Genomic DNA, 21514 nt, shown 5'->3' with positions numbered 1-21514 from the left:
GCGCCAGTCCGGCTCAGAACTCGTGAATTTCGAGGATACAACTCACGTGCATCACGGTGCCAAGGCCGGGGAAATCGAACCGAGAATCAGTCAGCTTGCAGAATGGATTAATCTGCCTCATGACGATATCGACGCAGGTAGTTACCTTCATCCTTTGATTAAATCAATCGCCCTTCATTTCTGTATTGGTTTTATCAGGCCACTAGGAAGCAAAAATGGCTGTCTGGCCAGAGCCTTGTTTTACTGGTGTATGTATCGTCACGGCTATGATGCATTTCGCTATATTTCCTTATCTGAAATGCTGTTGAAAAATAAGTCACAGTATTGGAGAAGCTTTATCAGCACCGAAGATGATCACTTGGATCTCACCTATTTCGCTGAACATCAGTGCGAAATTTTGGTTCAGGCCATTGCTGACTTTGTCGGTTTCAGAGTTGAGCTGGAGAAATTTTCACCACTTAACAGTGAATTGCCGTTTGATATTCCGAAGACATCGCAAGGGCGTTCATCTTCTGATAATGACAACACAAAGGCAGAAAGCGAGGTTGGCCTTGACGTAGAAGTGGCAGAACAAGCAAAAGAAACCGTGCCCGCTGATGTAGATTTGAGTACCCTCAGCGATCAGGCTTTGAGTGTTATCGAATTGGCAAAATCCCGAGAAGACAGTGACCTCACAGCAAAACTGGTTGCCGAACAATGCTCAGTGACCGAGGCGGTGGCCCGTGCAATATTGAATGAGCTCACTGATAAATCACTTTTTTCTCGGGAGCGGGTTAAGCGTCAATACGTTTACTCGCTTTTAGACAACTAAGAACCGCGAACCTTCTTGTCGTCAACACATTGAAAAGCCGCTACTTTTTACTCACTGTCGGATAATCCAGTTCCTGCCACTTTTTGAAACCACCAGCCAATGAATACACCTCTTTAAAGCCCATCCCCTGCAGTGCATCAGCTGAGAGCGCAGAACGTGCACCTGTTCGGCAATACAACATAATCGGTTGATGTTCGATATTTGTTACCTTTAACGTGTCACTGAGGAGCTTGAGAATGTTCATTTCCAACGTGCCTCTCGGAATATGCACAGAGCCGTCAATGTATCCATCATCAAGCTCATTTTTTTCTCTTACATCAATCACCACATACTTATCCATATTAAGCAGAAAATCTTGTGCATCGACTTCCTTTATCCTTACTTTTGCTTTCTCGACGATCTCATTGCTTGTCAGTAACATATTATCCTCCAACTTGCTCTATCACGGTAAAAAAAGACAAACCGAGTAAAAAGACTGCAAATATTTTCTTTATGTGCTTTTGCGGTAACCGACGCCCTAACACATTCCCAATAAGGCTTCCCAAAACACCTATTGCGGCGACAGCGACAAGCGTCTTCCAGGCCAGCTCAATACCCTGCTGAGAAAAGACATGTAAATATTGATAAAAACCGACTGAAGCATTAAGAGTGATCACAGCGAGGCTGGTCGCTATTGCTGATGTCATTGAAATACCTGCCAGCAGTGTCAATGCAGGCACAATCAAAAACCCCCCGCCAACCCCGACAAATCCAGTCATCAGCCCGGTCAACATACCGACAAAAAATAACGTTCCTGCAGCGATTGACGTTTTCTCATTCGGGGCTGACTGTGCTGACTCCCACAACATCCTAGTGGCAGCGACGGCCATCAAAAGTGCAAATACCGTCATCTGTACTGACGTTGACACCATATTCCCGGCTACCGCGCCAAGGTATGCACCGACAATGCCCGGTAAACCAAACCATCCGATAAGTTGCCAGTTGATCGCTTTATTTAGCAGGTTTCTGATGCTCAGTGTGGCGCTAATCGTTGCAACGATAAACAATGCACTGGCAATCGCCTGTCTCTCCTCCATGCCCGCGGCATACATCATCACAGGTACCGTTAAAATGGCTCCCCCTGCCCCCATCAGACCGAGCGTAAAGCCAATGAGTATTCCCGAAATCAGTACCAGCATATCCATCCTTGCGTTTTGCTCGACGGCAAGCTTACTCACCCTCTTTTATGCAAACAGTGTGCAGTTTTGGCGGTCAAGCCAACAACGCAGGTTTTCTTGTTAACGGATAAACATTTCCTATCGGTATGGATGATGAGAGAAGTTGTATGCTTCTCTTTAGACTGTAAAGGTAAAATAGCGGTCACGGATTCGGGGGATAATAGAACGGAAAAAATCTAAAACTCATTCTGCATGAAAGGCGACCCACAACAGGCCAGCAAAGGATCCTGAGCAGGACAGTCACAAATCCAGCGTCTGTTTTACCTAAAGATAACAGTCTGATTGTCAGCAATCTGAAACTGTCTGAAAAGTCTCACAAACGGGTCTTGTGCAGAGGGCAAGTGTACGAGTATGTTCGGACACTGCGCAAAGAATGCGTATTGGTATTGAAAAGTGAATGGATCACACGAGGGGCTCCCCCTTCATACTATTTGGATAAGCAGAATTCTAATCATGAAAAAAATCATCTTAGCAGTAGCATTTCAACTCATCGCTTTTTACTCGTCGGCTACCATGGCTGCGTCATACTCGATTAAAGACCTGTACAGCAGCGGAAAATATTACGCAGGCGCGAATTACATAAACTCTGATTACGATATCAGGGACAGTGACCAGAAAAGTCGCGGGATTGACGGTGGCACTGAACGTGTAGGAGCAGGTTTCACTGCTCATGCAGGCTTTGAAACCCTGGTAATGAAAAATTGGATGGTCGGTATCGAAGTAGAATTCACCAAATATGAAGGAAAGAGGCTGACCAGCAAATCGATCAATGAGCCCTCTAAAACGGCAAAAGCTCATGGTGTCGGCGCAAACATCAAAGCAGACTATTACTTAAATGACGAATTTTTTATCGGGCCGCAGGTTGGGATTCAACATGTTACGTTGAACACGGATGTCTCCGCGCCAAATGGTTCTACCAATACTTTCAAGAGTTCCGACACTATGCTTACATATGGTGTCCAAGCAGGCTATCACATCCGATCTGATCTGACCGCCAATGTAGAGTTTCGACGTGGAAAGTTTTCTGACCGCAAAAGTGGATTGGAAACGGACATTGAGAGCGTGATGATTGGCTTTGAATTCAAAATTTAACGACATGTCACTTTAATTGTCTCACGGAGTAGGTTCGGTTTGTTTTCGTGAGTCTAATAACGCTGTTATCATCATTTCCACTCGAAAAATAACGGCGCTATTACATGACAACAGTCACAGCTACACATGTTACCTTTACTGTCCCGGAATGGCAGAGTTCGGGCACGGTTCAGTTTTCGTCAAAAACAGCACAAGGCGTTATTCTGGTCACTCATATGACGCCGTTCCATCCGGTATCACATATATGGCCAGATCACCCTGCCGACAGGGGCGTGGTTGTTCACAACAATCAACACTTTGCTGTGATTGACTGCCTGACAGGCGCTTATCAGCTTGAGTCAGGACATCTTTACATCGGTAGGGATATTCCGGTTAAACGCCATGAGGCTGGGTGGCTTTTCGTCGTTGTTCACATTGTTGACGCTCCTTCCGCATTCACTGTTGGCGAAACAGTGGAACTTGCCGTTGATGAAACGTATCAGCATGCACTGAGTCGCGGTCACAGCGGCGCGCATTTCGCTGCATTGGCGCTAAACAAAGTCTTACATCATGCGTACTGGCGGAAGCAGCCGTCGCGTCTTGATGCACTTGGACATTACGATTTTCACGCATTTGCTGAACAAAGTAGCTTTGTCGGGGAAGACAGTTGCAAGGACACCTATCGACTTGGTAAAACGCTGCGAAAGCGTGGGTTGAACAGCGCAGACTTGCTGAATGATCTATCTGCAGTCGAGGACAAAGTTAACCATCAATTATCAGAGTGGCGAGACAGCGGTCAGACAATAACCATGCATAGGCATGGCCCTTTATTGACAGACTCCCGCTATTGGCAATGCACAATCGATAATAAACGGGTCGAAATACCTTGTGGTGGAACCCATATCCTTGCATTATCGGGCCTGAGCAAGCTGGCAGTGACGCTTCATTCCCCGTCGGAACAAGAGGTGATTATGACCACCCACACTGCGCCAAGTTAGTCCCGTCGCTTCGATAACAAGGTATCAACAGTTGCTATGATCACGGATGCCTCGACATTACCGAAGAGCCGATAACGATCATTATCTAACATCCACGTCGGGCTGCCGGGCACTTTATCGTTTTCTGCCTGTCGAAATTCGGCGACGGTAGCACCAAGCGCGTAACCGTTCGTTATACAGCTCAGCAAAGACTTACTGCTCAGCTGATATTCAGTCAGTAAATCCGTCAACACGTTGAAATCGCCAATATTGCGGCCATCGCGAAAAAAGGCCTCCCTCACTCGGTCAGCGAAATGATTGGCGGTCTGCTGGCCATACTCTAACTCGACCGCCTTAATGACCTGATGTGGCAGCAGTGAGCTTCCGGGCCTGACTTTACGCCAGACATCGGGGTGAAAATCCAATCCGTCGAATCCACTTACGAATTTCTCAGAGCGTTCTGCGTATCGAAAATATGCTTGATCTCCTGTTCCCTGAGAACGGATTCGCGCTGCAACATCACCATACAACTCTAGATGGCGATAATGCCATCTCACTTCGCCCTCTTGCCAGCGACCTGCTAACTTATGATTGATGTGATATCCAACCCAGCCCCAGATACAGAGAATATCTGAATAAAAGTCGATCCTAACTGACATATTTCCTCCATTACAGCCAATGCATGGCTGTAAACACTTAATATTATCTGTGTCAGCGTCTGCATTTAGGGCTAAACGACTCGACACGAATTACGGCAACAAGGTCACTGGCAAAAAACGCCAACAATCCCCAATTCACATGATCACCAACATATAGAAATTAACGCTTGGGTCACATCATCTCGCTTTGCAGCAACAAAAGTGTCGTGCCGAAAGTGTGACTATGTATACATTATTATTGGGTAAATAACGGAATAAATGTTCTGATTTTACATTTATACCCTCACTGAATCAGACCATTTCTCAATGCTAAAGCAGTTGGTTACAAAGTTATTATCTGCAACTAAACACACTATAGCGTCACGATGGGGGCTGTTACCCGGCAGATTAATCTTTCATGATATACATAATATTCGAATGATAAATCATGTTAGATATCGTTGAACTTAAGGATAGAGATCATGAAAAAGCCGCTGGACCTTATCGTCTTTGGTGCAACCAGTTTTGTTGGGCAGATATTATGCCGCTATCTGTCAGACACATTTAACGGCAAAGGTCAGGAGGCGCTTGTCTGGGCCATCGCAGGTCGTTCTCGCCCCAAACTGGAGAAAGTAAAAGATGAAACCGGTATCAAGGATCTCAGGATACTGATCGCCGATTCAGACGATAAGGATAGCCTAGACGCATTGTGCGCAGAGGCTAGAGTTATTGCCTCAACAGTCGGGCCTTACGCTTTTTATGGCGAAAATCTGGTGAGAGCTTGTTGCGAATCCGGCACGGATTATTGCGATTTGACTGGCGAGTCACTGTGGATTCATCCGATGCTAAAGCGTTACGAATCAATGGCAAAAAAGACAGGCGCGAGAATTGTTCATGCCTGTGGGTTTGATTCGGTTCCTTCAGACATAGGGGTATATTTTACCCAGCAACTGGCGAAGAAAAAATTTGGTAATTACTGTAATCAAATCAAAATGCGAGTAAAAGCGATTCGGGGAGGTGCATCGGGCGGTACCGTCGCCAGTGTTATCAACCACGCAGAAGAAGTGGTAAAAAGCCCTTCCCTACTCAAAAATTTGGCTAACCCGTATCTGATTTGTCCCGAGCAAGACTGTGCAAACGCCAGACAATCGACCAATAACCTTCCAGCACAGGATCCGGATTTTAATCGTTGGACAGCGCCTTTCATCATGGCTGCCATTAACACACAAATTGTATTTCGCTCCCATGCCTTATCCGGCCATCCCTACGGTCGTGACTTTACCTACGATGAGGCAATGCTGACAGGAAAAGGTGCTAAGGGGATGTTGAAATCGGGCGCTATTGTTGGTGGTCTCAGTACCTTCTTGAGCCTTGTTGCCCTGCCACCGAGTCGTTGGTTATTGAAAAAAACCATATTGCCAAACCCGGGTCAAGGCCCCTCACCAGAGGCTCAGCAAAATGGTTTTTATGATATCCGTTTTGCAGGTAAAACCCCGGAGGGACAAACCATTCGTACGCACTTCATTGGGCGTGGCGATCCGGGTTACTGCTCGACAAGTAAAATATTGGGTCAAAGTGCCGCCTGTCTGGCTCTCGATATGCATGAGAATGGATTGAAGATTGAAGGCGAAGGAGGGTTTTGGACAACGGCCACCTTGCTGGGTGACCATTTGGTCAGCAGACTTCAGACGTTTGCCTGCATTGAAATCGACGAAGACAGTATCGACTAATTTCCTTTTCTTATCTGATCGACCCGCGATTGCGCATTGCTGACGCGGGCCGCTTCGGCGACTTCCTTATCAACAATGGTCTTCCCAATCGGGAACAGAGAAATCAGTGCGAGCTTTAAGTGCTGAATCGCAAATGGAATACCAATAATGGTAACAAAACAGGCTACTGCTGACGCGATATGACCCATAGCCAGCCATATACCCGCCAGTAACAACCAAATCACATTCCCTACTGTCCCCAGTGCTCCCGTGCCTATATCTTCTTGCTGGGTCAGTTCATCCCGGCTTATCGCTTCCTTTCCGAATGGAAAGAAAGAGAACGTACCTATAACAAAACACGCCCTGCCCCATGGAATACCGATGATACTGATAAAGGCCAACAAGCCGAAAATATACCATGCCAATCCCATGACAATTCCACCGAGCAAAAACCAGATTATATTTCCGATTAGCCTAAACATCCTTGAACCCCAGTCTGTTGGGCAACCCTGAATACAGAGTTAGCCAGATAGATTTTTCTTATTTAAAAACGAATCGCAATCTGAAATCGCAAGCTACATATTCGTTTTAAACGTCCCTTAGAACAACCGGAATGATAATCGTAAATATCACTCACTGTAATGTTCGTGTATTTTGACGGTGATAATACGCAAATATCCGGCGTTTTAATGTCCTACAAATGTGACCATAACTCAAAGAGAAGTTTCATATACCGACGCTTTTCGTTTGAAGTCATTTTAAAAAATTAGATTTAGCACTGCCCTCAGGATCGAAGCGAGAAAAGCTATCTAAAGCTGATCGCTGATTCAATACAGCTGAACGGGGCACATCCTGAAAAGCAAGCAAACACAATGTAAGCTCATTGAATAATTCAGGACGGCAACAGGCTGGCCACACCTCATATCGTAAGGTCTGGATATCAGATATGTAGCAATGAGAGTTCACAAAGGATAGCCGGATTTCCGTAAGTGATAACTTCGAACCAAAGCACATTTCTATTCCACTATCAGCAGAAATCATTCTCAACGTACTGGATACTGTTAGACTGCTGTATTTTTGAATAAAGAAGAAAACGCAATGGTCTCTCGGCTTTCTCTCCTACTATTTTTCACAGCCATATTCATTTCACTGCCAGTAATGTCAGGGAATGATACCAGCCCGAAAGGTGCCGTTTGTTTAGTCGCTGACAGTAACGGACGGGTACTCATGGCGAAAGATTACCTTACCGGGCGCTTTGCAATGCCTGGCGGTGGGATTGATGACAACGAAACGCCTGAACAAGCCGCACTGAGAGAACTTTATGAAGAAACAGGCCTGAAAGGGCGAATCATCAACCGCCTTGATGCCGATGGGGAAGCAGCCATTTTCAATTGCCAGACGCTCTCCCCCATACCGACTTACGAGATGGATGGTAAAGGTTATGTTGCCTCATGGTTTAGCCCTCATTTTGGCAGAGAGATCAAAGCTGTCTATCTCTTGCCAACACACTATTATCCACCGTCAGATTTTCGTTTTCCTAAGCAAGTCGATGCTTTTCCAATCTGGCTTCAAGACTCAAAGCCGAGTCAACTGAACGTAACTCAACACTTTAGTGAGCTAGCCACGCCCTTTCTTGCTGAACATGCCCAGCTCAACAGATATGTGCAAGAATCTGTCAATAGTCTCCCCGAGACAATCGCCTCTGTCACTGACACATTCATTCGCTGGGCATCAGGCTTTGGCAGTACTTATCTTTATGTGTTGCTTGTTCCTTTCGCTCTGCTGACAGGTGGAGCAAAGAGACTGGTATCCACTGCGTTAATGGCAGTGATCACCATATTAAGTGTTTATGGTTTGAAGTTGTTCTTTGGTGTACCACGCCCCTTATACTTATTTCCGGACTTAGGCCTCTCAGCAGCTAATGGTTTTTCATTCCCAAGTGGACACACCACCAATGCCTTCGCAATCTGGCTGACTGTTTCAAGCTGGTTCAGTACCACTAGGTCATATCGTTGGATTCTTCTGCTCGCACTTTCCGCTGCTGCCCTGACAGCACTCAGTCGAGTTTATCTTGGTGTTCACTATGTGATGGATATTATTGCAGGCGCTGGATTGGGAACTCTCATATTCCTAAGTTGCCAAAAAATGGCCAATTTATCGGTTTTGAAATGGGGCTCTATCTTTAATCCCATCACTTGGATCACGCTGCTAGCAATAATCCTACCTATCGCCATCATGCAGCCACAGCCAATGTTCGCTCTTGCCTCTACTATTTGTGTTGCTATGGCTGTTTCTTTGCTCTTAGCTAGAAAGTTAGTAACATCAGCAACGCTAAATAGCCCTCCAACTCTTTCGGCATCTTTATTCAGCTTGCTGACCTCAGCAGCTCTGGCTGCCAGTGCCATGTGGTTTACTTTGCACAACAGCAGTAGCGTTGAAAATCTGATGGTACTGGTATTGACCACCTTTGTCGGTGGTCTGGTAATGGTGTACCCGACGATTCGTTTTACCAGATAATCTTTACAGGCCAGCTCGATCAAAGAATTCTGTCATTGGGTAATGGAAATGAACTGTATATTGGGGCAAAGATACGTTGCCCCTGACTGACAAACATGCATACCACTCGGAACTGACGCAATCAGCATGCTACCTCTTCGGTTAAACTGTCAGTGCTATTTACTGAACACCAGTTACTTTGTCCGCTAATTATGCTTAATAAAACCCCGTTGGCACCGAGTAATGTCCTTCAGTACTATCGACCGCAGGAATACAAATGCAGCTTCCGTTTCATAAGAGCTCCCTTCAAATAATTAAGTAAGAAATACAGCGTGCCGTTAAATAATCGTGTGATCACGCGGGTTTTACGAATAACTCTCATTTCGGAGGGAAATACGGTGTGACAGAAAGCTCAAAAAAGATGAAATACAATAACAAGGGTGTGTCGGGTTGTTAAGAAAATCAGCCACGATCTAATTAATATTATTATTTTTTAGCTCAGGAAAAATGAGCGATTTATGCGGCAGACATCAATGATGTTATTTGAAACAAGTCCCAACTTTGTGACGAATTTATTTTTTGCTTGTTCTACCCGACAAGAATTAAAAGTCGTTAAATACAGTTTTAAAACACTATTTGAGCCCAAACTTACTGGATTAAGAAAAACATTGACGCAATATATCATTATTTTAAACGCATAAAAAAACAAATTAAAAGAATTTAAATTCAAACAGCCTTCCAGAATCAGTAATGTTAGCTTTATTTTTTAAATATTCATTCTTTTTTAATAGATTGAGTGAAGCAGCCCTATCTGAGACCTAGAATAGTATTTACTAAGAACGTGATCTAAAACGAAATAAAACTATGGAACCCTAAACCACAATCCCTATACTCATAAATGTTAAAAATAAGAAACATATAAATTAAGCTATATTTCAAAGTTAAAACATACACACAACACGCGTGCCTATTTACACGGTTTAAACATGAATGTTTTATCCCGGGTGCAACCTATGTGCACAAGGAAATACAGGAAGGAAACTCTGATGGCAAATAAAATGAAAGTCTTAGTGGCAGCCATTGCAGCGACTACCGCCATGATGTCTACACAAGTTATGGCGGCTGAAGATACGCTTAGCAAAGTTAAGAAGCAGGGTTACATTAGCTGTGGTGTAAGTACAGGTCTTCCGGGTTTTTCAAACCCAAATGCAAAGGGAGAATGGGAAGGTCTTGATGTAGAGTTTTGCCGCGCAGTTGCAGCAGCGGCATTAGGAGACAAATCAAAAGTTAAGTTTGTACCTCTGACACCGAAAGAGCGTTTCACCGCATTGCAGTCAGGCGAGATTGATGTGCTTTCTCGCAATACAACGTGGACGCTTCAACGTGACGGTACACTGGGCCTCAATTTTGCTGGTGTTAACTACTATGACGGCCAAGGCTTCATGGTCAGTAAGAAGCTGGGTGTAACCAGTGCGCTTGAACTTGATGGAGCTGCAGTATGCGTGCAGTCAGGTACAACCACTGAGCTTAACCTTGCCGACTACTTCAAAGCCAATGGCATGAAGTTTACTCCCGTTGTTTATGATACTTATGATGCATCGGTCAAAGGTTTTGAGGCAGGGCGTTGTGATACGTTGACCACTGACCAATCAGGTCTCTACGCTTCACGCGTTAAGTTATCTAACCCAAACATGGCAATCGTCTTGCCAGAAGTGATCTCTAAAGAACCACTCGGTCCCGTTGTTCGTCAGGGTGATGACAACTGGTTCAATATCGCCAAGTGGACATTAAACACAATGATCAACGCTGAAGAATTCGGTATCACTTCAGATAATGTTGATTCTATGAAGGGTTCGAAAGATCCAAATATCAAGCGTATTCTTGGTGTTGATGGACCCAAAGGTAAAGGTCTTGGCTTGAGTGATGACTGGGGCTACCAAGTCATTAAGCAAGTTGGTAACTATGGCGAGAGCTTTGAGCGAACTGTTGGTAAAGATTCGCCATTACAAATCTCCCGTGGTCTGAATGCTTTGTGGAATGACGGCGGTATCCTGTACGCGCCACCTATCCGCTAATCAGCCTCATACACCTTTACGAAACTGGGCATGGAGACGTGCCCAGTTTCGCTCAAAATGCATAGAGGTTGCAGTTCTATGACAGCACATCATACAAGTAATTCGGCAAACAAGCCGGAACAGGGAAAAAATCAAAACCTTCTCTACAATCCCACGTTTCGCTCCATCCTCTTTCAGGTACTTGCAGTTCTTGCTCTGGTCTTCTTTTTTTACACCATAGTGAACAACGCACTCACCAATTTAGAATCACGAGGTATCGCAACGGGATTTGGTTTCCTAACTGAAACAGCGGGCTTTGGTATTGGTCAGAGTTTGATTGAGTATGACTCTACTCATTCATACGGACGAACATTCTTTGTTGGTCTTTTAAATACGGCACTGGTATCCGTACTTGGTATCGCATTCGCGACGATTCTTGGCTTCCTGATGGGCGTCGCCAGATTGTCGAAAAACTGGTTACTTAGTCGTTTTGCCGCCGTTTACATTGAGACATTTCGAAATATCCCCCTTCTTCTTCAAATTTTCTTTTGGTACTTTGCCGTTCTGCAGACTCTACCCTCTCCCAGACAAAGCATTAGCGTGGGTGAATGGTTGTTCCTGAATGTCAGAGGACTTTACATGGCAAGTCCTGTCTTTGAGCAAGGTTCAATGTGGATAGGCATCGCACTCCTTGTTGCGATTATTTTCTGTCTCGGATTTGCTAAGTGGGCACGCAACAAACAAGACCTGACGGGTCAGCAAACACCCGTATTCACCATTTCACTGGCGGTGATCATCGGATTACCTTTCCTTGCATATTTGGCAAGCGGAATGCCAGTATCCATAGACTATCCTGAGTTGAAAGGTTTCAATTTTAGGGGCGGTGTTACCATCATTCCTGAACTGGCCGCACTGACTCTTGCCTTGTCCATTTATACTGCGTCATTTATCGCTGAAATCGTTCGCTCCGGTATTAATGCAGTCAGTCATGGACAAACTGAGGCGTCGATGGCGCTTGGCTTGAGCAGGGGCAGGACGTTAAGTCTTGTGGTTATCCCTCAGGCACTGAGGGTAATTATTCCCCCTTTGACTAGTCAGTACCTGAATCTCACCAAGAACTCCTCATTGGCAATGGCTATTGGGTATCCTGATCTTGTGTCTGTATTTGCGGGAACCACGCTGAACCAGACGGGACAGGCTATAGAGATAATCGCTATGACCATGGCTGTTTATCTGACACTGAGCCTGCTGACGTCGATGTTGATGAATATCTACAACGCAAAAGTTGCATTGGTTGAGAGGTAATTATGACCAATAAACATGAATTTCAGCCAGACCTACCGCCTCCTGCAAACACTATTGGTGTGATAGGCTGGTTCAGACAAAACCTATTCTCAACACCGTCAAACACTATCATCTCTCTGGTCTTGATTTACTTGGCCTTTGAGGGAATTTACGCCTTAGCTGAATGGGCATTTCTCAATGCTGACTGGGTAGGTTCAACTCGCGCAGACTGCTCCCGTGAAGGTGCCTGCTGGGTGTTCATTAATGTACGCTTTAATCAGTTTATGTTTGGTTTCTATCCAGAATCTGAATTATGGCGACCACAACTGTTTTACGCCATGCTCGCTATGTTTGTTGGCTTGCTGGCATATGAGAAAACACCATATCGCACGCTTATCTGGCTCGTATTTATCATCCCTTTCCCCGTCTTCGCGACTTACCTCCTTTATGGCGGCATATGGGGGCTTGAGGTTGTTCAAACTCATCTGTGGGGCGGACTATTAATTACGCTGGTCATTGCAATAGTCGGTATTGTTGTTTCATTGCCTATCGGTATTGTACTCGCCCTCGGTCGACGCTCAGATATGCCGGTCATTCGCAGTTTATGTACCGTCTACATCGAGATTTGGCGAGGAGTTCCCCTCATAACAGTGTTGTTTATGGCATCGGTAATGTTGCCGTTGTTTATGTCAGGGGAAGCGGAAACCGACAAGCTGTTCAGAGCATTGATCGGTGTTGTGCTTTTCTCCGCAGCATACATGGCAGAAGTTGTTCGTGGTGGCCTGCAAGCCATACCCAAGGGACAATATGAGGCAGCTGATGCACTCGGCCTAAGCTACTGGAAGAAAACGGGCCTGATTATCTTGCCCCAAGCGCTAAAAATCACCATACCGTCGATTGTGAACACCTTTATTGGGCTGTTTAAAGATACCAGCTTGGTATTGATCATTGGTATGTTTGATGTTTTGGGTATTGGTCAGTCAGCCAATACAGATCCTAAATGGCTTGGATTTGAAACCGAAAGTTATGTCTTTGTTGGCGTCGTATTCTGGGTGTTCTGTTTCGGGATGTCCCGTTACAGCATTTATCTTGAGAATAAGCTCCACACCGGACATAAACGATAAAATAGGTTCAAGGAAGAAATTATGACGCAGTCTCCGAATGCTCCTGTTATTGAGCTGAATGACGTAAACAAGTGGTACGGGCAATTTCATGTACTGAAGAACATCAATCTGTCTGTAGCGAAAGGCGAAAAAATTGTCATATGTGGCCCGTCAGGGTCTGGTAAGTCAACCATGATTCGCTGTATCAACCGGTTGGAAGAGCATCAGCAAGGTCAGATCGTTGTGTCTGGCACTGAGTTAACTGATGATCTGAAAAATATCGAGCAAGTCAGAAAAGAAGTCGGTATGTGTTTCCAGCACTTTAACCTTTTTCCACATCTGACTGTGTTGGAAAACTGCACACTTGCGCCAATCTGGGTAAAGAAAATGCCTAAAGATGAGGCTGAACAGGTTGCAATGAAGTATCTCGAACGCGTAAAAATTCCGGAACAGGCCAGTAAATACCCTGGACAACTTTCAGGTGGTCAACAGCAACGCGTCGCTATTGCGCGCTCACTGTGTATGAATCCTAATGTCATGCTGTTCGATGAGCCAACATCAGCCCTCGATCCTGAAATGGTAAGAGAAGTACTCGATGTCATGGTTGAGCTGGCTAATGAAGGAATGACCATGTTGTGCGTGACACATGAAATGGGCTTCGCCAAAGAGGTTGCTGACCGGGTTATTTTTATGGATGCAGGTGAAATTATCGAAGAAAACGTCCCTGAGGAGTTCTTCAACAATCCGCAATCTGACCGGACTCAACTCTTTTTAAGTCAAATACTCCATCATTAACAGCAAAAGTAGCGGTCAATCATGGCCGCTTTTTTATTTGAAAGGCCTAATATTGTAACAAAGTCTGTCATATCAGCGCGTTAAATTACTTTGGAGACAGGAAAATGGTATTTTGCGACCCGAACACTTGAAAAGGTGAGCGTTTGCACCCATAACTGTCGTATTATAAGACATTACTATTTTGGCAAGGAAACCATTCTCGGAGAATACTATGAATGATCGTATAGTCACCCGAAATCAGACACAAGAGAGTGTACTGGCGACCAACAAAGTTCTGCGTAACACTTACGCGCTACTGTCCATGACATTGCTATGGTCAGCTGTCGTTGCAGGCGTAGCGATGGCCTTTAATCTTCCTCATCCCGGTCTCATCATTACTTTGGTTGGCTTCTACGGCCTGCTGTTTTTGACCGAGAAAAACCGCGATAACGCGATGGGCTTGGTGTTTACCTTCCTGCTGACAGGCTTTATGGGTTATACGCTTGGTCCGATACTAAACATGTACATCGGTGCTGGAATGGGTTGGGCGATCACCCCAGCGTTAGGTGGTACAGCCATTACTTTCCTTGCATGTTCATTCTATGCACTGACTACAAAGAGAGATCTGTCGTTCCTTGGCGGTATGCTGATGGCAGGCTTTGTTGTTCTGCTGGTCGGAATGGTTGCAAATATCTTCCTACAGCTCCCAATGCTGTCACTGGCAATTAGTGGTCTGTTTGTCCTGTTCTCTACAGGTGTAATTCTGCTTACAACGCAGTCTATCGTTCGCGGTGGTGAAACCAACTATATCTCTGCAACGGTTGCTCTGTATGTGTCAATCTACAACCTGTTCCTCAGTCTGCTTCAGATTCTGGGTGTGATGGGTGGTGACGACTAATATAGTCCTCGCACTTAGCTTTAAAAAAGCACCTTCGGGTGCTTTTTTATTTCTCTTCCCTAGCTAACTATCCTTTATTCATTACTCTACTGTTGAGTGAGAGCAGCAAAATTCTTGTCCGACCAACAAAATAGGCTCGTCCGTTTAGGTTAAAACGGTGAAAATTTTCATTTCTCATTCTTATTTTTAAACAAGAGGACGTCTCTCAATAGAGATAGTTTTCATGTTGTACAAAGTAAAAATATCTTTTCATCATAATAATGCCTCCCCTATCTCGACCTGCTCATATTCCATCACAAGAGTAATTTACTTTTGAATAATAATCATTATCATTAACTACTGATGAAGTTAGGGATGGAGGAGCTTATGACATTCACTGTCAGTTCTTGGCTCGATCAGGGTATTGATGAATACAAAGAGCAGCTACGAGAAGTCACTCTGGATTTTTTTAATGCGGAGAACAACCTGAATCGGTCTGGCGCAAAAGTTCACCTCCTTATGGAATACTTTGATTGCTGTATGAGAATGGCAGATTTATCAAGAGAAAACGGTGACGATACCCGCTACTTACAAGGGCTGCGCAAGATATATTGTCGAATGATGTCTGAACTGAACAATAAAGACAACTCTCTTTCATGCCGTATGCTGAGCAGAAAATTTGCGAGAGAAACACTCACGAGGACCTGTGAGTTATACAAAGAGTATGATATCACCGAGAAAGCAAAAATCCTCTGCACTGATTTCGTACAAAGGTCATCATTACAATAGTATATGTATCGCAGGCCCTCTCGAACGAAGGCAAGTTTAGGACAGCGCTTGAACCTGACTGTAAATCGTTCTGATCATTGATTCGAGCCCCTGATTACGGGCAGGTGTAAGCTGTAAGGCAAGCCCCATATCAGCGAAAATCTTTTTTATGTCGGTCTCAAGTAATTGGTCTGGTGTCTTCCCGCTGAGCACAATAATCACCATAGCAACCAGACCTTTCACCAGCGCTGCATCACTGTTCCCAGCCAGTTCGATCTTACCATCTACCACGTTTACCGTGATCCAAACTTTACTTTGGCACCCTGAAATAGCGTTCCCTGGTACCTGCTCTTCTGGGGGAAGACATGCGAATTTCTCCCCCAAAGAAATGATGTAAAGGTATTTGTCTTCCCAATCAATACAACGGCTAAAGTTCTTAATTAACCTGTCACTATTCAAGAATTACTCCTTGCTCATTCATCAAATCAACTCACGACATCAGTAAAGCGCGAATTCGCTCAAGACCTTCGCATAAGGCTTTGATATCTTCCTTATTGTTATATATCGCTATAGACGCGCGACACATAGCAGGCACCTGGTAACGATGCATCAAGGGCATTGCACAATGGTGACCAGTGCGAATTGCAACGCCATATCGATCAAGAAAACTACCAACGTCAAATGGATGTAAATCGCCAAGATTAAATGCTATCACACCAGATTTGTGAGTGGGTCCGTAAATAGTGATATCTGGTATTTCCGACAACCTCTGCATCGCAGCACTCATCAGGGCCGATTCATGTTGTTGAATCAGCTCAAAACCAATCTCTTCAACAAAACTGATCGCTTCGCCAAGACCAATAATACCTGCCACATTCGGCGAGCCAGCTTCAAAACGCCACGGTGACTCATTAAATGTCGTTTCGCCATCAAGACGAACCTCATCAATCATTGCGCCACCACCCTCCCAAGGGGGCATTTGGTCTAGTAGGTGTTTACGTCCATAAAGCACACCTATTCCTGTAGGACCATAAAGCTTGTGACCTGAAAAGACATAAAAATCACAATCCAGCGACTGCACATCTATAGATTGATGCATGACCGACTGAGCGCCATCAATCAGTACTTTGGTACCATTTTGCTTGGCAATGCTGATGATATCGTTAACAGGGTTCACCGTACCCAGAACATTTGAGACATGGGTTAATGCAAGTAACTGTGTTCGCTGGTTAAGCAGGTCTTTCAATGTATTTAGATTAAGCGTACCGTCTGGTTCTATTTTCCAGACCACCACTTTAATACCCATAGATTTGGCGAGTAACTGCCACGGTACTATGTTCGCGTGATGTTCCATCTCGGTGATGATAACTTCATCACCTTCCTTCATCGCCAAACGACCATACGAATTTGCAACCAAATTGATAGCGTGTGTGGTGCCGTGAACAAATACTATTTCTTCGCGCTCAGCAGCATTGAGGAACCGTTTAACCTGATCCCTGACCTGCTCCATCATATCCGTTGCATTAGCACTGAGATGATGCACACCTCTGTGAACCGCAGCATTTTGCATCCGATAGTAACTGTCCGTTCGTTCAATTACCCGGTTTGGCTTTTGCGACGTTGCCGCACTGTCGAGGTAAACCAGTTTTCTGTGATTAAATTCTTGATCAAGCGTGGGAAATTGGCTGCGGATATGCCCTATCTCTGGACTCATCATAATGGCTCCTTAGCAAGCTTTTCGAGCACTAACCTGAATACGTATTCCTGAATATCAGGAATCTCAATGGCTTCCGTTACTTCGCCTGCAAATGCCTGGGTAATTAAACGCTCTGCTTCTACTTTTTCAATACCACGGGTGCGCAGATAAAAAAGTTGCTCTGAACTCAGTGAACCTGTCGTTGTGCCATGGCTGCACTTTACGTCATCGGCATATATTTCGAGTTGTGGCTTGGTATTCACCTCAGCGTCATCACTGAGTAACAAATTATGGTTGTCCATCTGACCATCGGTTTTCAGTGCATTCGGAGCAACCTTGATCATGCCGTTGAACACTGCTTTGGCTGTGTCTTGGGCGATAATTTTGTGTAGCTGATGACTATTACAATGGCTTTTGTTGTGTTCCAGATACGAACGGGTATCGTAGGTTTGTCCATCACAAGGTAAACTCAGGCTGTTGATCATCAACTCAGAGTTTTCACCATCCAACACAGCACTGGTGTGATGTCTTATCATCTTTCCAGATAACAAAAATGTCTGGCTTTGAACTCGAGTATCACGACCCGCGCGAATATCATTGTGTCCGAAATGAAAGTGTCTGTCCGCACCCTGAATGAGCTTGTAATGGTCAAGTTTCGCATTATCGCCAACATTCATCGTCAGTCGAGAGCTGGTAAAGTGACCATTTCCATCAACCCGTTTGTCACAGAACGGTTCTGTGAGTGAGACAAGGTGTTCGATCACGCAGGCTTCACCGCCAGATGCAATACTAAGATGATTGCGAATATGGCTCATTCCTTGCTGACACTGCGACACCATATTTAGAACATAAATAGGTTTCTCTGCACTGCCAGATACATGAATACTGACGCCGGATTGATTTAATGCCTCAGTCACATGAAGGAAAAATTCCGGCAACACAGGCTCAGGTAATTGCTGTTTTGTACTGTCACTCAGCGGGACGACCTGAATATCATCTTGATCAAAATCGCTCAATGCCGGGCGGAATTCACCATCAACGAAGGTCAACAGGTATGAATCAAAATCCAACCTATGTTGGTCTACACCCGCTTTGGTCAGAGCTGCGTAGCGATTGCCGGTAAAATCAAGCTCGCTGAACGCGTCTAAAGACGTATATTTCCAATCTTCGTCTTTCTTACCCGGTAAACCAAGATCAATCGCATTTAACCAATGTGCATTGGCATAATCATCAAAATCATCTTCCCTACCAGACTTAAGGCGTTTCAATACTAACTCGGGATTATTATTCACCGGTGAGCCAGCCATAGCCCTTCTCCTCCAGTTCCGCTACCATCGAAAAATCACCAGATTTTATGATTTTTCCTTCGTAGAGAACGTGGACAAAATCTGGCTTAATGTAATTGAGTATCCTCTGATAATGGGTAACGATAATAAAAGAGCGCTTGCCATCCCTCAGGCTGTTGACGCCATTTGACACCTCTTTCAATGCATCAATGTCCAAGCCGGAATCGGTCTCGTCCAAAATGCACAGTGTCGGGTCAAGAACCGCCATCTGCAAGATGTCATTCCGCTTCTTTTCACCGCCTGAAAAGCCAACATTCACCGACCGAGAAAGTAAATCTTCCGGCATATTTAGCAGCTCAATTTTGTCGTCAATCAAGTCCGCCAGCTCGAAGCGTTCAAGTTCGGGTAGGTCGCGATATTTTCTTACAGCATTTACCGCTGCCTGTAGAAATACATGGTTACTGACACCGGGAATTTCAACCGGGTATTGAAACGCAAGGAACACGCCCTCCCCAGCTCTCTCATCCGGGTCGAGATCAAGTAGGTCCTTTCCATTAAATGTGACGCTTCCACCGGTCACTTCAAAGTCATCTCGACCCGCAAGCGTTGAGGCGAGCGTACTTTTGCCTGAACCATTTGGCCCCATGATTGCGTGCACCTCTCCAGGATTAACCGAAAGATTAATACCTTTAAGGATCTGCTTATCGTCTATCTGCGCTGCTAAATCACTAATTGTTAACATCTATCTTATTATCCCACACTGTTTTCCAGACTGATCGCCAGAAGCTTTTGCGCTTCAACTGCGAATTCAAGCGGCAGTTCGGAGAACACGTCTTTACAAAAGCCGTTCACAATCATTGAGATAGCATCTTCTTCAGAAATACCCCGTTGTGAACAGTAAAAAAGTTGATCTTCACCAATTTTTGTCGTGGTTGCTTCATGCTCAACCTGAGAGGAACTATTGCGAACCTCAACATAGGGGAAAGTATGCGCACCGCAATCAGGGCCGATTAACATCGAGTCGCATTGGGTGAAGTTCCTTGCATTCTTCGCTGAAGGAAGAATTTTGACCAAACCACGGTAGCTGTTCTCGCTTTTGTCTGCGGATACACCCTTAGAAATGATCGTGGATTTGGTATTTTTACCGATATGGATCATCTTGGTGCCCGTATCAGCTAATTGCTTACCTGCGGTTAAAGCAATGGAATAAAATTCACCGATAGAATTATCACCTTGCAGGATAACACTGGGATACTTCCACGTTATTGCTGAACCTGTTTCCGACTGTGTCCACGACATTTTCGACCCCTGACCTTTGCAAAGGGCACGTTTGGTCACGAAATTTAAAATACCGCCTTCAGTGTCCTTTCCTGAAAACCAGTTTTGTACCGTGGAGTATTTTACATGGGCATCTTTGAGCAGCACCACTTCAACGACGGCGGCGTGGAGCTGATAACTGTTGTGAGCTGGTGCTGAGCAGCCTTCAATATAGCTGACATAACTGCCTTCATCCGCCACCAAAATCGTGCGCTCAAACTGGCCGGTTTTAAACGCATTAATACGGAAATACGTTGATAGCTCCATAGGACAGGTAACACCTTTGGGGATATAGACAAAGGTACCATCAGAGGCAACGGCGGCATTCAGAGCGGCAAAAAAGTTATCTTTCGGCGGTACAACGGACCCAAGGTAAGTCCTGACCAAATCAGGATGATTTTTTATTGCTTCACTAAAAGAGCAAAAAATGATGCCAAGTTTGGCCAGTTCTTCACTGTAGGTCGTTTTCACTGACACTGAATCGAAAATTGCATCGACGGCAATGTTACTCTGCTCATCGACGGGAACACCGAGTTGTTCAAACGCTTTGGCGACTTCCTCAGTAAGGAACTCTTCGTCGGCAACGTTCTCACCATTGTCACCGTCACAACTGCCACAGCTTGGTGCGGAGTAATAGCTGTACTCCTGATAATTGAGCGGGTCGTAATGGGCTTTTAACCAATGCGGTTCTGGCATACTTTTCCAGATGCGAAAGGCTTCCAAGCGGAATTCTAACATCCACTCTGGCTCGTCACGCTTTGCAGATATCGCCCTCACGACATCTTCATTAATACCTTTATCCAGACGGTCGCTTTGTATGTCGCTATAAAAACCTTCTTTATAGCTATCGTTATCAACCCAGGCCTGAACGTCTTCCTGAATCTCTACATTGCTCTGTGTCATTGTCTCTACCAAAATCAAAAGCCAGTTAAAGCAAACCGAAAAACACCAGAATGTTCACGCGTCACTCATCGTGGACATTAAAGCTCTCACCGCAACCACAGGCATTCTCAACATTGGGGTTATCGTATTTGAACATCTGATTGAGGCCTTCCGATATGAAGTCGACCTCCGTTCCGTCGAGATATGGCATTGCTTTTTCCGGGACAAATAGATGTGCACCCTGATGGGTGAAAATCAACTCATCACTTTCCGCTTCGCCTTTGGCAAAAGAAAGTGCGTAAGCGAAACCTGCGCAACCTGATGGTTTTACATCAAGACGCAGTCCGGTTACCTCGCTGTTTCCCGCCATCAAATTTTTTATCTGACCTGCCGCTTTATCAGTTAATGTTAGGCCTCGCCAATTTGCAGCTTTGGGGTCAAAGCTCTCAAGCTCAGATTGATTTGCCATGATCTTCTCTTCAATTCTCCACCCGTTACGAGAATGATATTTATTATCATTTCATCCTTCAACCATAAGTATAATGGGGAGATTG

21 protein-coding genes are annotated in these 21514 nt (G+C 45.0%); 11 read left to right on the top strand and 10 right to left on the bottom strand.

Annotated elements, in window-relative coordinates; translation table 11 throughout:
• Positions 1-811, top strand: an 811-nt coding sequence (locus A8L45_RS19145) for a Fic family protein (protein WP_489886353.1), incomplete at its 5' end; no start/stop codon positions are given.
• Positions 812-851: 40 nt separating this feature from the next.
• On the opposite strand, the gene A8L45_RS19140 is transcribed toward A8L45_RS19145, so the two are convergent.
• Entirely contained in the window at positions 852-1232 is a 381-nt protein-coding gene (locus A8L45_RS19140) for a rhodanese-like domain-containing protein (protein WP_068904962.1), read from the bottom strand.
• 1 nt (position 1233) lies between these two features.
• The gene (locus A8L45_RS19135) at positions 1234-2028 is read right to left on the bottom strand and encodes a sulfite exporter TauE/SafE family protein (RefSeq protein WP_139122422.1); all 795 of its coding nucleotides are present in this window, start codon (positions 2026-2028) and stop codon (positions 1234-1236) included.
• A 453-nt stretch (positions 2029-2481) separates the two neighbouring features.
• Here A8L45_RS19135 and A8L45_RS19130 point away from each other — a divergent pair, with 453 nt between their 5' ends.
• Complete coding sequence (locus A8L45_RS19130; protein ID WP_068904960.1) at positions 2482-3120, top strand: outer membrane beta-barrel protein; 639 nt, start codon at positions 2482-2484, stop codon at positions 3118-3120.
• 104 nt (positions 3121-3224) lie between these two features.
• Entirely contained in the window at positions 3225-4097 is an 873-nt protein-coding gene (locus tag A8L45_RS19125) for a metal-dependent hydrolase (protein ID WP_068904959.1), read from the top strand.
• Here A8L45_RS19125 and A8L45_RS19120 read toward each other — a convergent pair.
• A complete protein-coding gene (locus tag A8L45_RS19120; protein ID WP_068904958.1) occupies positions 4094-4735 on the bottom strand; it encodes a DsbA family oxidoreductase in 642 nt (213 codons plus the stop codon). The two genes, A8L45_RS19125 and A8L45_RS19120, sit on opposite strands and share 4 nt — an antisense overlap.
• A gap of 461 nt (positions 4736-5196) precedes the next feature.
• On the opposite strand from A8L45_RS19120, the gene A8L45_RS19115 reads away from it, so the two are divergent.
• A complete protein-coding gene (locus A8L45_RS19115) occupies positions 5197-6444 on the top strand; it encodes a saccharopine dehydrogenase family protein (RefSeq protein WP_068904957.1) in 1248 nt (415 codons plus the stop codon).
• Here the strand turns inward: A8L45_RS19115 and A8L45_RS19110 are convergent.
• The gene (locus A8L45_RS19110; protein WP_068904956.1) at positions 6441-6905 is read right to left on the bottom strand and encodes a YccF domain-containing protein; all 465 of its coding nucleotides are present in this window, start codon (positions 6903-6905) and stop codon (positions 6441-6443) included. The genes A8L45_RS19115 and A8L45_RS19110 overlap by 4 nt on opposite strands.
• A 595-nt stretch (positions 6906-7500) precedes the next feature.
• On the opposite strand from A8L45_RS19110, the gene A8L45_RS19105 reads away from it, so the two are divergent.
• From A8L45_RS19105 to A8L45_RS19070, 7 genes are all read left to right on the top strand, one after another.
• On the top strand, positions 7501-8940 hold the full coding sequence (locus tag A8L45_RS19105; protein ID WP_139122421.1) for a bifunctional NUDIX hydrolase/phosphatase PAP2 family protein: 1440 nt from the start codon (positions 7501-7503) through the stop codon (positions 8938-8940).
• Between the two features lie 1025 nt (positions 8941-9965).
• Entirely contained in the window at positions 9966-10994 is a 1029-nt protein-coding gene (locus tag A8L45_RS19095) for an amino acid ABC transporter substrate-binding protein (protein ID WP_068904953.1), read from the top strand.
• 78 nt (positions 10995-11072) lie between these two features.
• Positions 11073-12278, top strand: coding sequence for an amino acid ABC transporter permease (locus A8L45_RS19090; protein WP_068904952.1), 1206 nt, complete (start codon positions 11073-11075; stop codon positions 12276-12278).
• A 2-nt stretch (positions 12279-12280) separates the two neighbouring features.
• On the top strand, positions 12281-13381 hold the full coding sequence (locus A8L45_RS19085; RefSeq protein ID WP_068904951.1) for an amino acid ABC transporter permease: 1101 nt from the start codon (positions 12281-12283) through the stop codon (positions 13379-13381).
• 21 nt (positions 13382-13402) lie between these two features.
• Complete coding sequence (locus A8L45_RS19080) at positions 13403-14155, top strand: amino acid ABC transporter ATP-binding protein (protein ID WP_068904950.1); 753 nt, start codon at positions 13403-13405, stop codon at positions 14153-14155.
• 211 nt (positions 14156-14366) lie between these two features.
• Positions 14367-15032: a Bax inhibitor-1/YccA family protein gene (locus tag A8L45_RS19075; protein ID WP_068904949.1), complete on the top strand. Its 666-nt coding sequence runs from the start codon at positions 14367-14369 to the stop codon at positions 15030-15032.
• Positions 15033-15398: 366 nt separating this feature from the next.
• On the top strand, positions 15399-15800 hold the full coding sequence (locus tag A8L45_RS19070; RefSeq protein ID WP_068904948.1) for a hypothetical protein: 402 nt from the start codon (positions 15399-15401) through the stop codon (positions 15798-15800).
• A gap of 36 nt (positions 15801-15836) precedes the next feature.
• On the opposite strand, the gene A8L45_RS19065 is transcribed toward A8L45_RS19070, so the two are convergent.
• From A8L45_RS19065 to sufA, 6 genes are all read right to left on the bottom strand, one after another.
• Positions 15837-16238, bottom strand: a complete 402-nt coding sequence (locus A8L45_RS19065) for a SufE family protein (RefSeq protein ID WP_068904947.1) — start codon at positions 16236-16238, stop codon at positions 15837-15839.
• A 31-nt stretch (positions 16239-16269) separates the two neighbouring features.
• Positions 16270-17493, bottom strand: coding sequence for a SufS family cysteine desulfurase (locus tag A8L45_RS19060; protein WP_068904966.1), 1224 nt, complete (start codon positions 17491-17493; stop codon positions 16270-16272).
• Positions 17493-18782, bottom strand: coding sequence for a Fe-S cluster assembly protein SufD (gene sufD / locus A8L45_RS19055; RefSeq protein ID WP_068904946.1), 1290 nt, complete (start codon positions 18780-18782; stop codon positions 17493-17495). Before sufD ends, A8L45_RS19060 begins: the two co-directional genes overlap by 1 nt.
• Positions 18760-19503 (bottom strand): Fe-S cluster assembly ATPase SufC, encoded by a 744-nt coding sequence (gene sufC, locus A8L45_RS19050; RefSeq protein ID WP_068904945.1) that lies wholly within the window; start codon positions 19501-19503, stop codon positions 18760-18762. Before sufC ends, sufD begins: the two co-directional genes overlap by 23 nt.
• A gap of 8 nt (positions 19504-19511) precedes the next feature.
• Positions 19512-20981 carry a Fe-S cluster assembly protein SufB gene (gene sufB / locus A8L45_RS19045; protein ID WP_068904944.1) on the bottom strand — a complete coding sequence of 490 codons (1470 nt, stop codon included), beginning with the start codon at positions 20979-20981 and terminating at the stop codon, positions 19512-19514.
• Positions 20982-21042: 61 nt separating this feature from the next.
• On the bottom strand, positions 21043-21429 hold the full coding sequence (gene sufA, locus A8L45_RS19040) for a Fe-S cluster assembly scaffold SufA (protein WP_068904943.1): 387 nt from the start codon (positions 21427-21429) through the stop codon (positions 21043-21045).
• Between the last annotated feature and the right edge of the window lie 85 nt (positions 21430-21514).

Source organism: Veronia pacifica (assembly GCF_001707825.1).
Lineage (GTDB): Bacteria > Pseudomonadota > Gammaproteobacteria > Enterobacterales > Vibrionaceae > Veronia > Veronia pacifica.
The sequence above is the reverse complement of the archived record's forward strand: the minus strand, read 5'-3'. Positions and strand labels throughout refer to the sequence as shown.

What these genes read in the sequence shown, in the direction of transcription:
- A8L45_RS19140 (WP_068904962.1), bottom strand. Translation starts at nt 1,232, where the DNA reads ATGTTACTGACAAGCAATGAGATCGTCGAGAAAGCAAAAGTAAGGATA.
- A8L45_RS19130 (WP_068904960.1), top strand. Translation starts at nt 2,482, where the DNA reads ATGAAAAAAATCATCTTAGCAGTAGCATTTCAACTCATCGCTTTTTAC.
- A8L45_RS19125 (WP_068904959.1), top strand. Translation starts at nt 3,225, where the DNA reads ATGACAACAGTCACAGCTACACATGTTACCTTTACTGTCCCGGAATGG.
- A8L45_RS19120 (WP_068904958.1), bottom strand. Translation starts at nt 4,735, where the DNA reads ATGTCAGTTAGGATCGACTTTTATTCAGATATTCTCTGTATCTGGGGC.
- A8L45_RS19115 (WP_068904957.1), top strand. Translation starts at nt 5,197, where the DNA reads ATGAAAAAGCCGCTGGACCTTATCGTCTTTGGTGCAACCAGTTTTGTT.
- A8L45_RS19110 (WP_068904956.1), bottom strand. Translation starts at nt 6,905, where the DNA reads ATGTTTAGGCTAATCGGAAATATAATCTGGTTTTTGCTCGGTGGAATT.
- A8L45_RS19095 (WP_068904953.1), top strand. Translation starts at nt 9,966, where the DNA reads ATGGCAAATAAAATGAAAGTCTTAGTGGCAGCCATTGCAGCGACTACC.
- A8L45_RS19090 (WP_068904952.1), top strand. Translation starts at nt 11,073, where the DNA reads ATGACAGCACATCATACAAGTAATTCGGCAAACAAGCCGGAACAGGGA.
- A8L45_RS19085 (WP_068904951.1), top strand. Translation starts at nt 12,281, where the DNA reads ATGACCAATAAACATGAATTTCAGCCAGACCTACCGCCTCCTGCAAAC.
- A8L45_RS19080 (WP_068904950.1), top strand. Translation starts at nt 13,403, where the DNA reads ATGACGCAGTCTCCGAATGCTCCTGTTATTGAGCTGAATGACGTAAAC.
- A8L45_RS19075 (WP_068904949.1), top strand. Translation starts at nt 14,367, where the DNA reads ATGAATGATCGTATAGTCACCCGAAATCAGACACAAGAGAGTGTACTG.
- A8L45_RS19070 (WP_068904948.1), top strand. Translation starts at nt 15,399, where the DNA reads ATGACATTCACTGTCAGTTCTTGGCTCGATCAGGGTATTGATGAATAC.
- A8L45_RS19060 (WP_068904966.1), bottom strand. Translation starts at nt 17,493, where the DNA reads ATGAGTCCAGAGATAGGGCATATCCGCAGCCAATTTCCCACGCTTGAT.
- sufD (WP_068904946.1), bottom strand. Translation starts at nt 18,782, where the DNA reads ATGGCTGGCTCACCGGTGAATAATAATCCCGAGTTAGTATTGAAACGC.
- sufC (WP_068904945.1), bottom strand. Translation starts at nt 19,503, where the DNA reads ATGTTAACAATTAGTGATTTAGCAGCGCAGATAGACGATAAGCAGATC.
- sufB (WP_068904944.1), bottom strand. Translation starts at nt 20,981, where the DNA reads ATGACACAGAGCAATGTAGAGATTCAGGAAGACGTTCAGGCCTGGGTT.
- sufA (WP_068904943.1), bottom strand. Translation starts at nt 21,429, where the DNA reads ATGGCAAATCAATCTGAGCTTGAGAGCTTTGACCCCAAAGCTGCAAAT.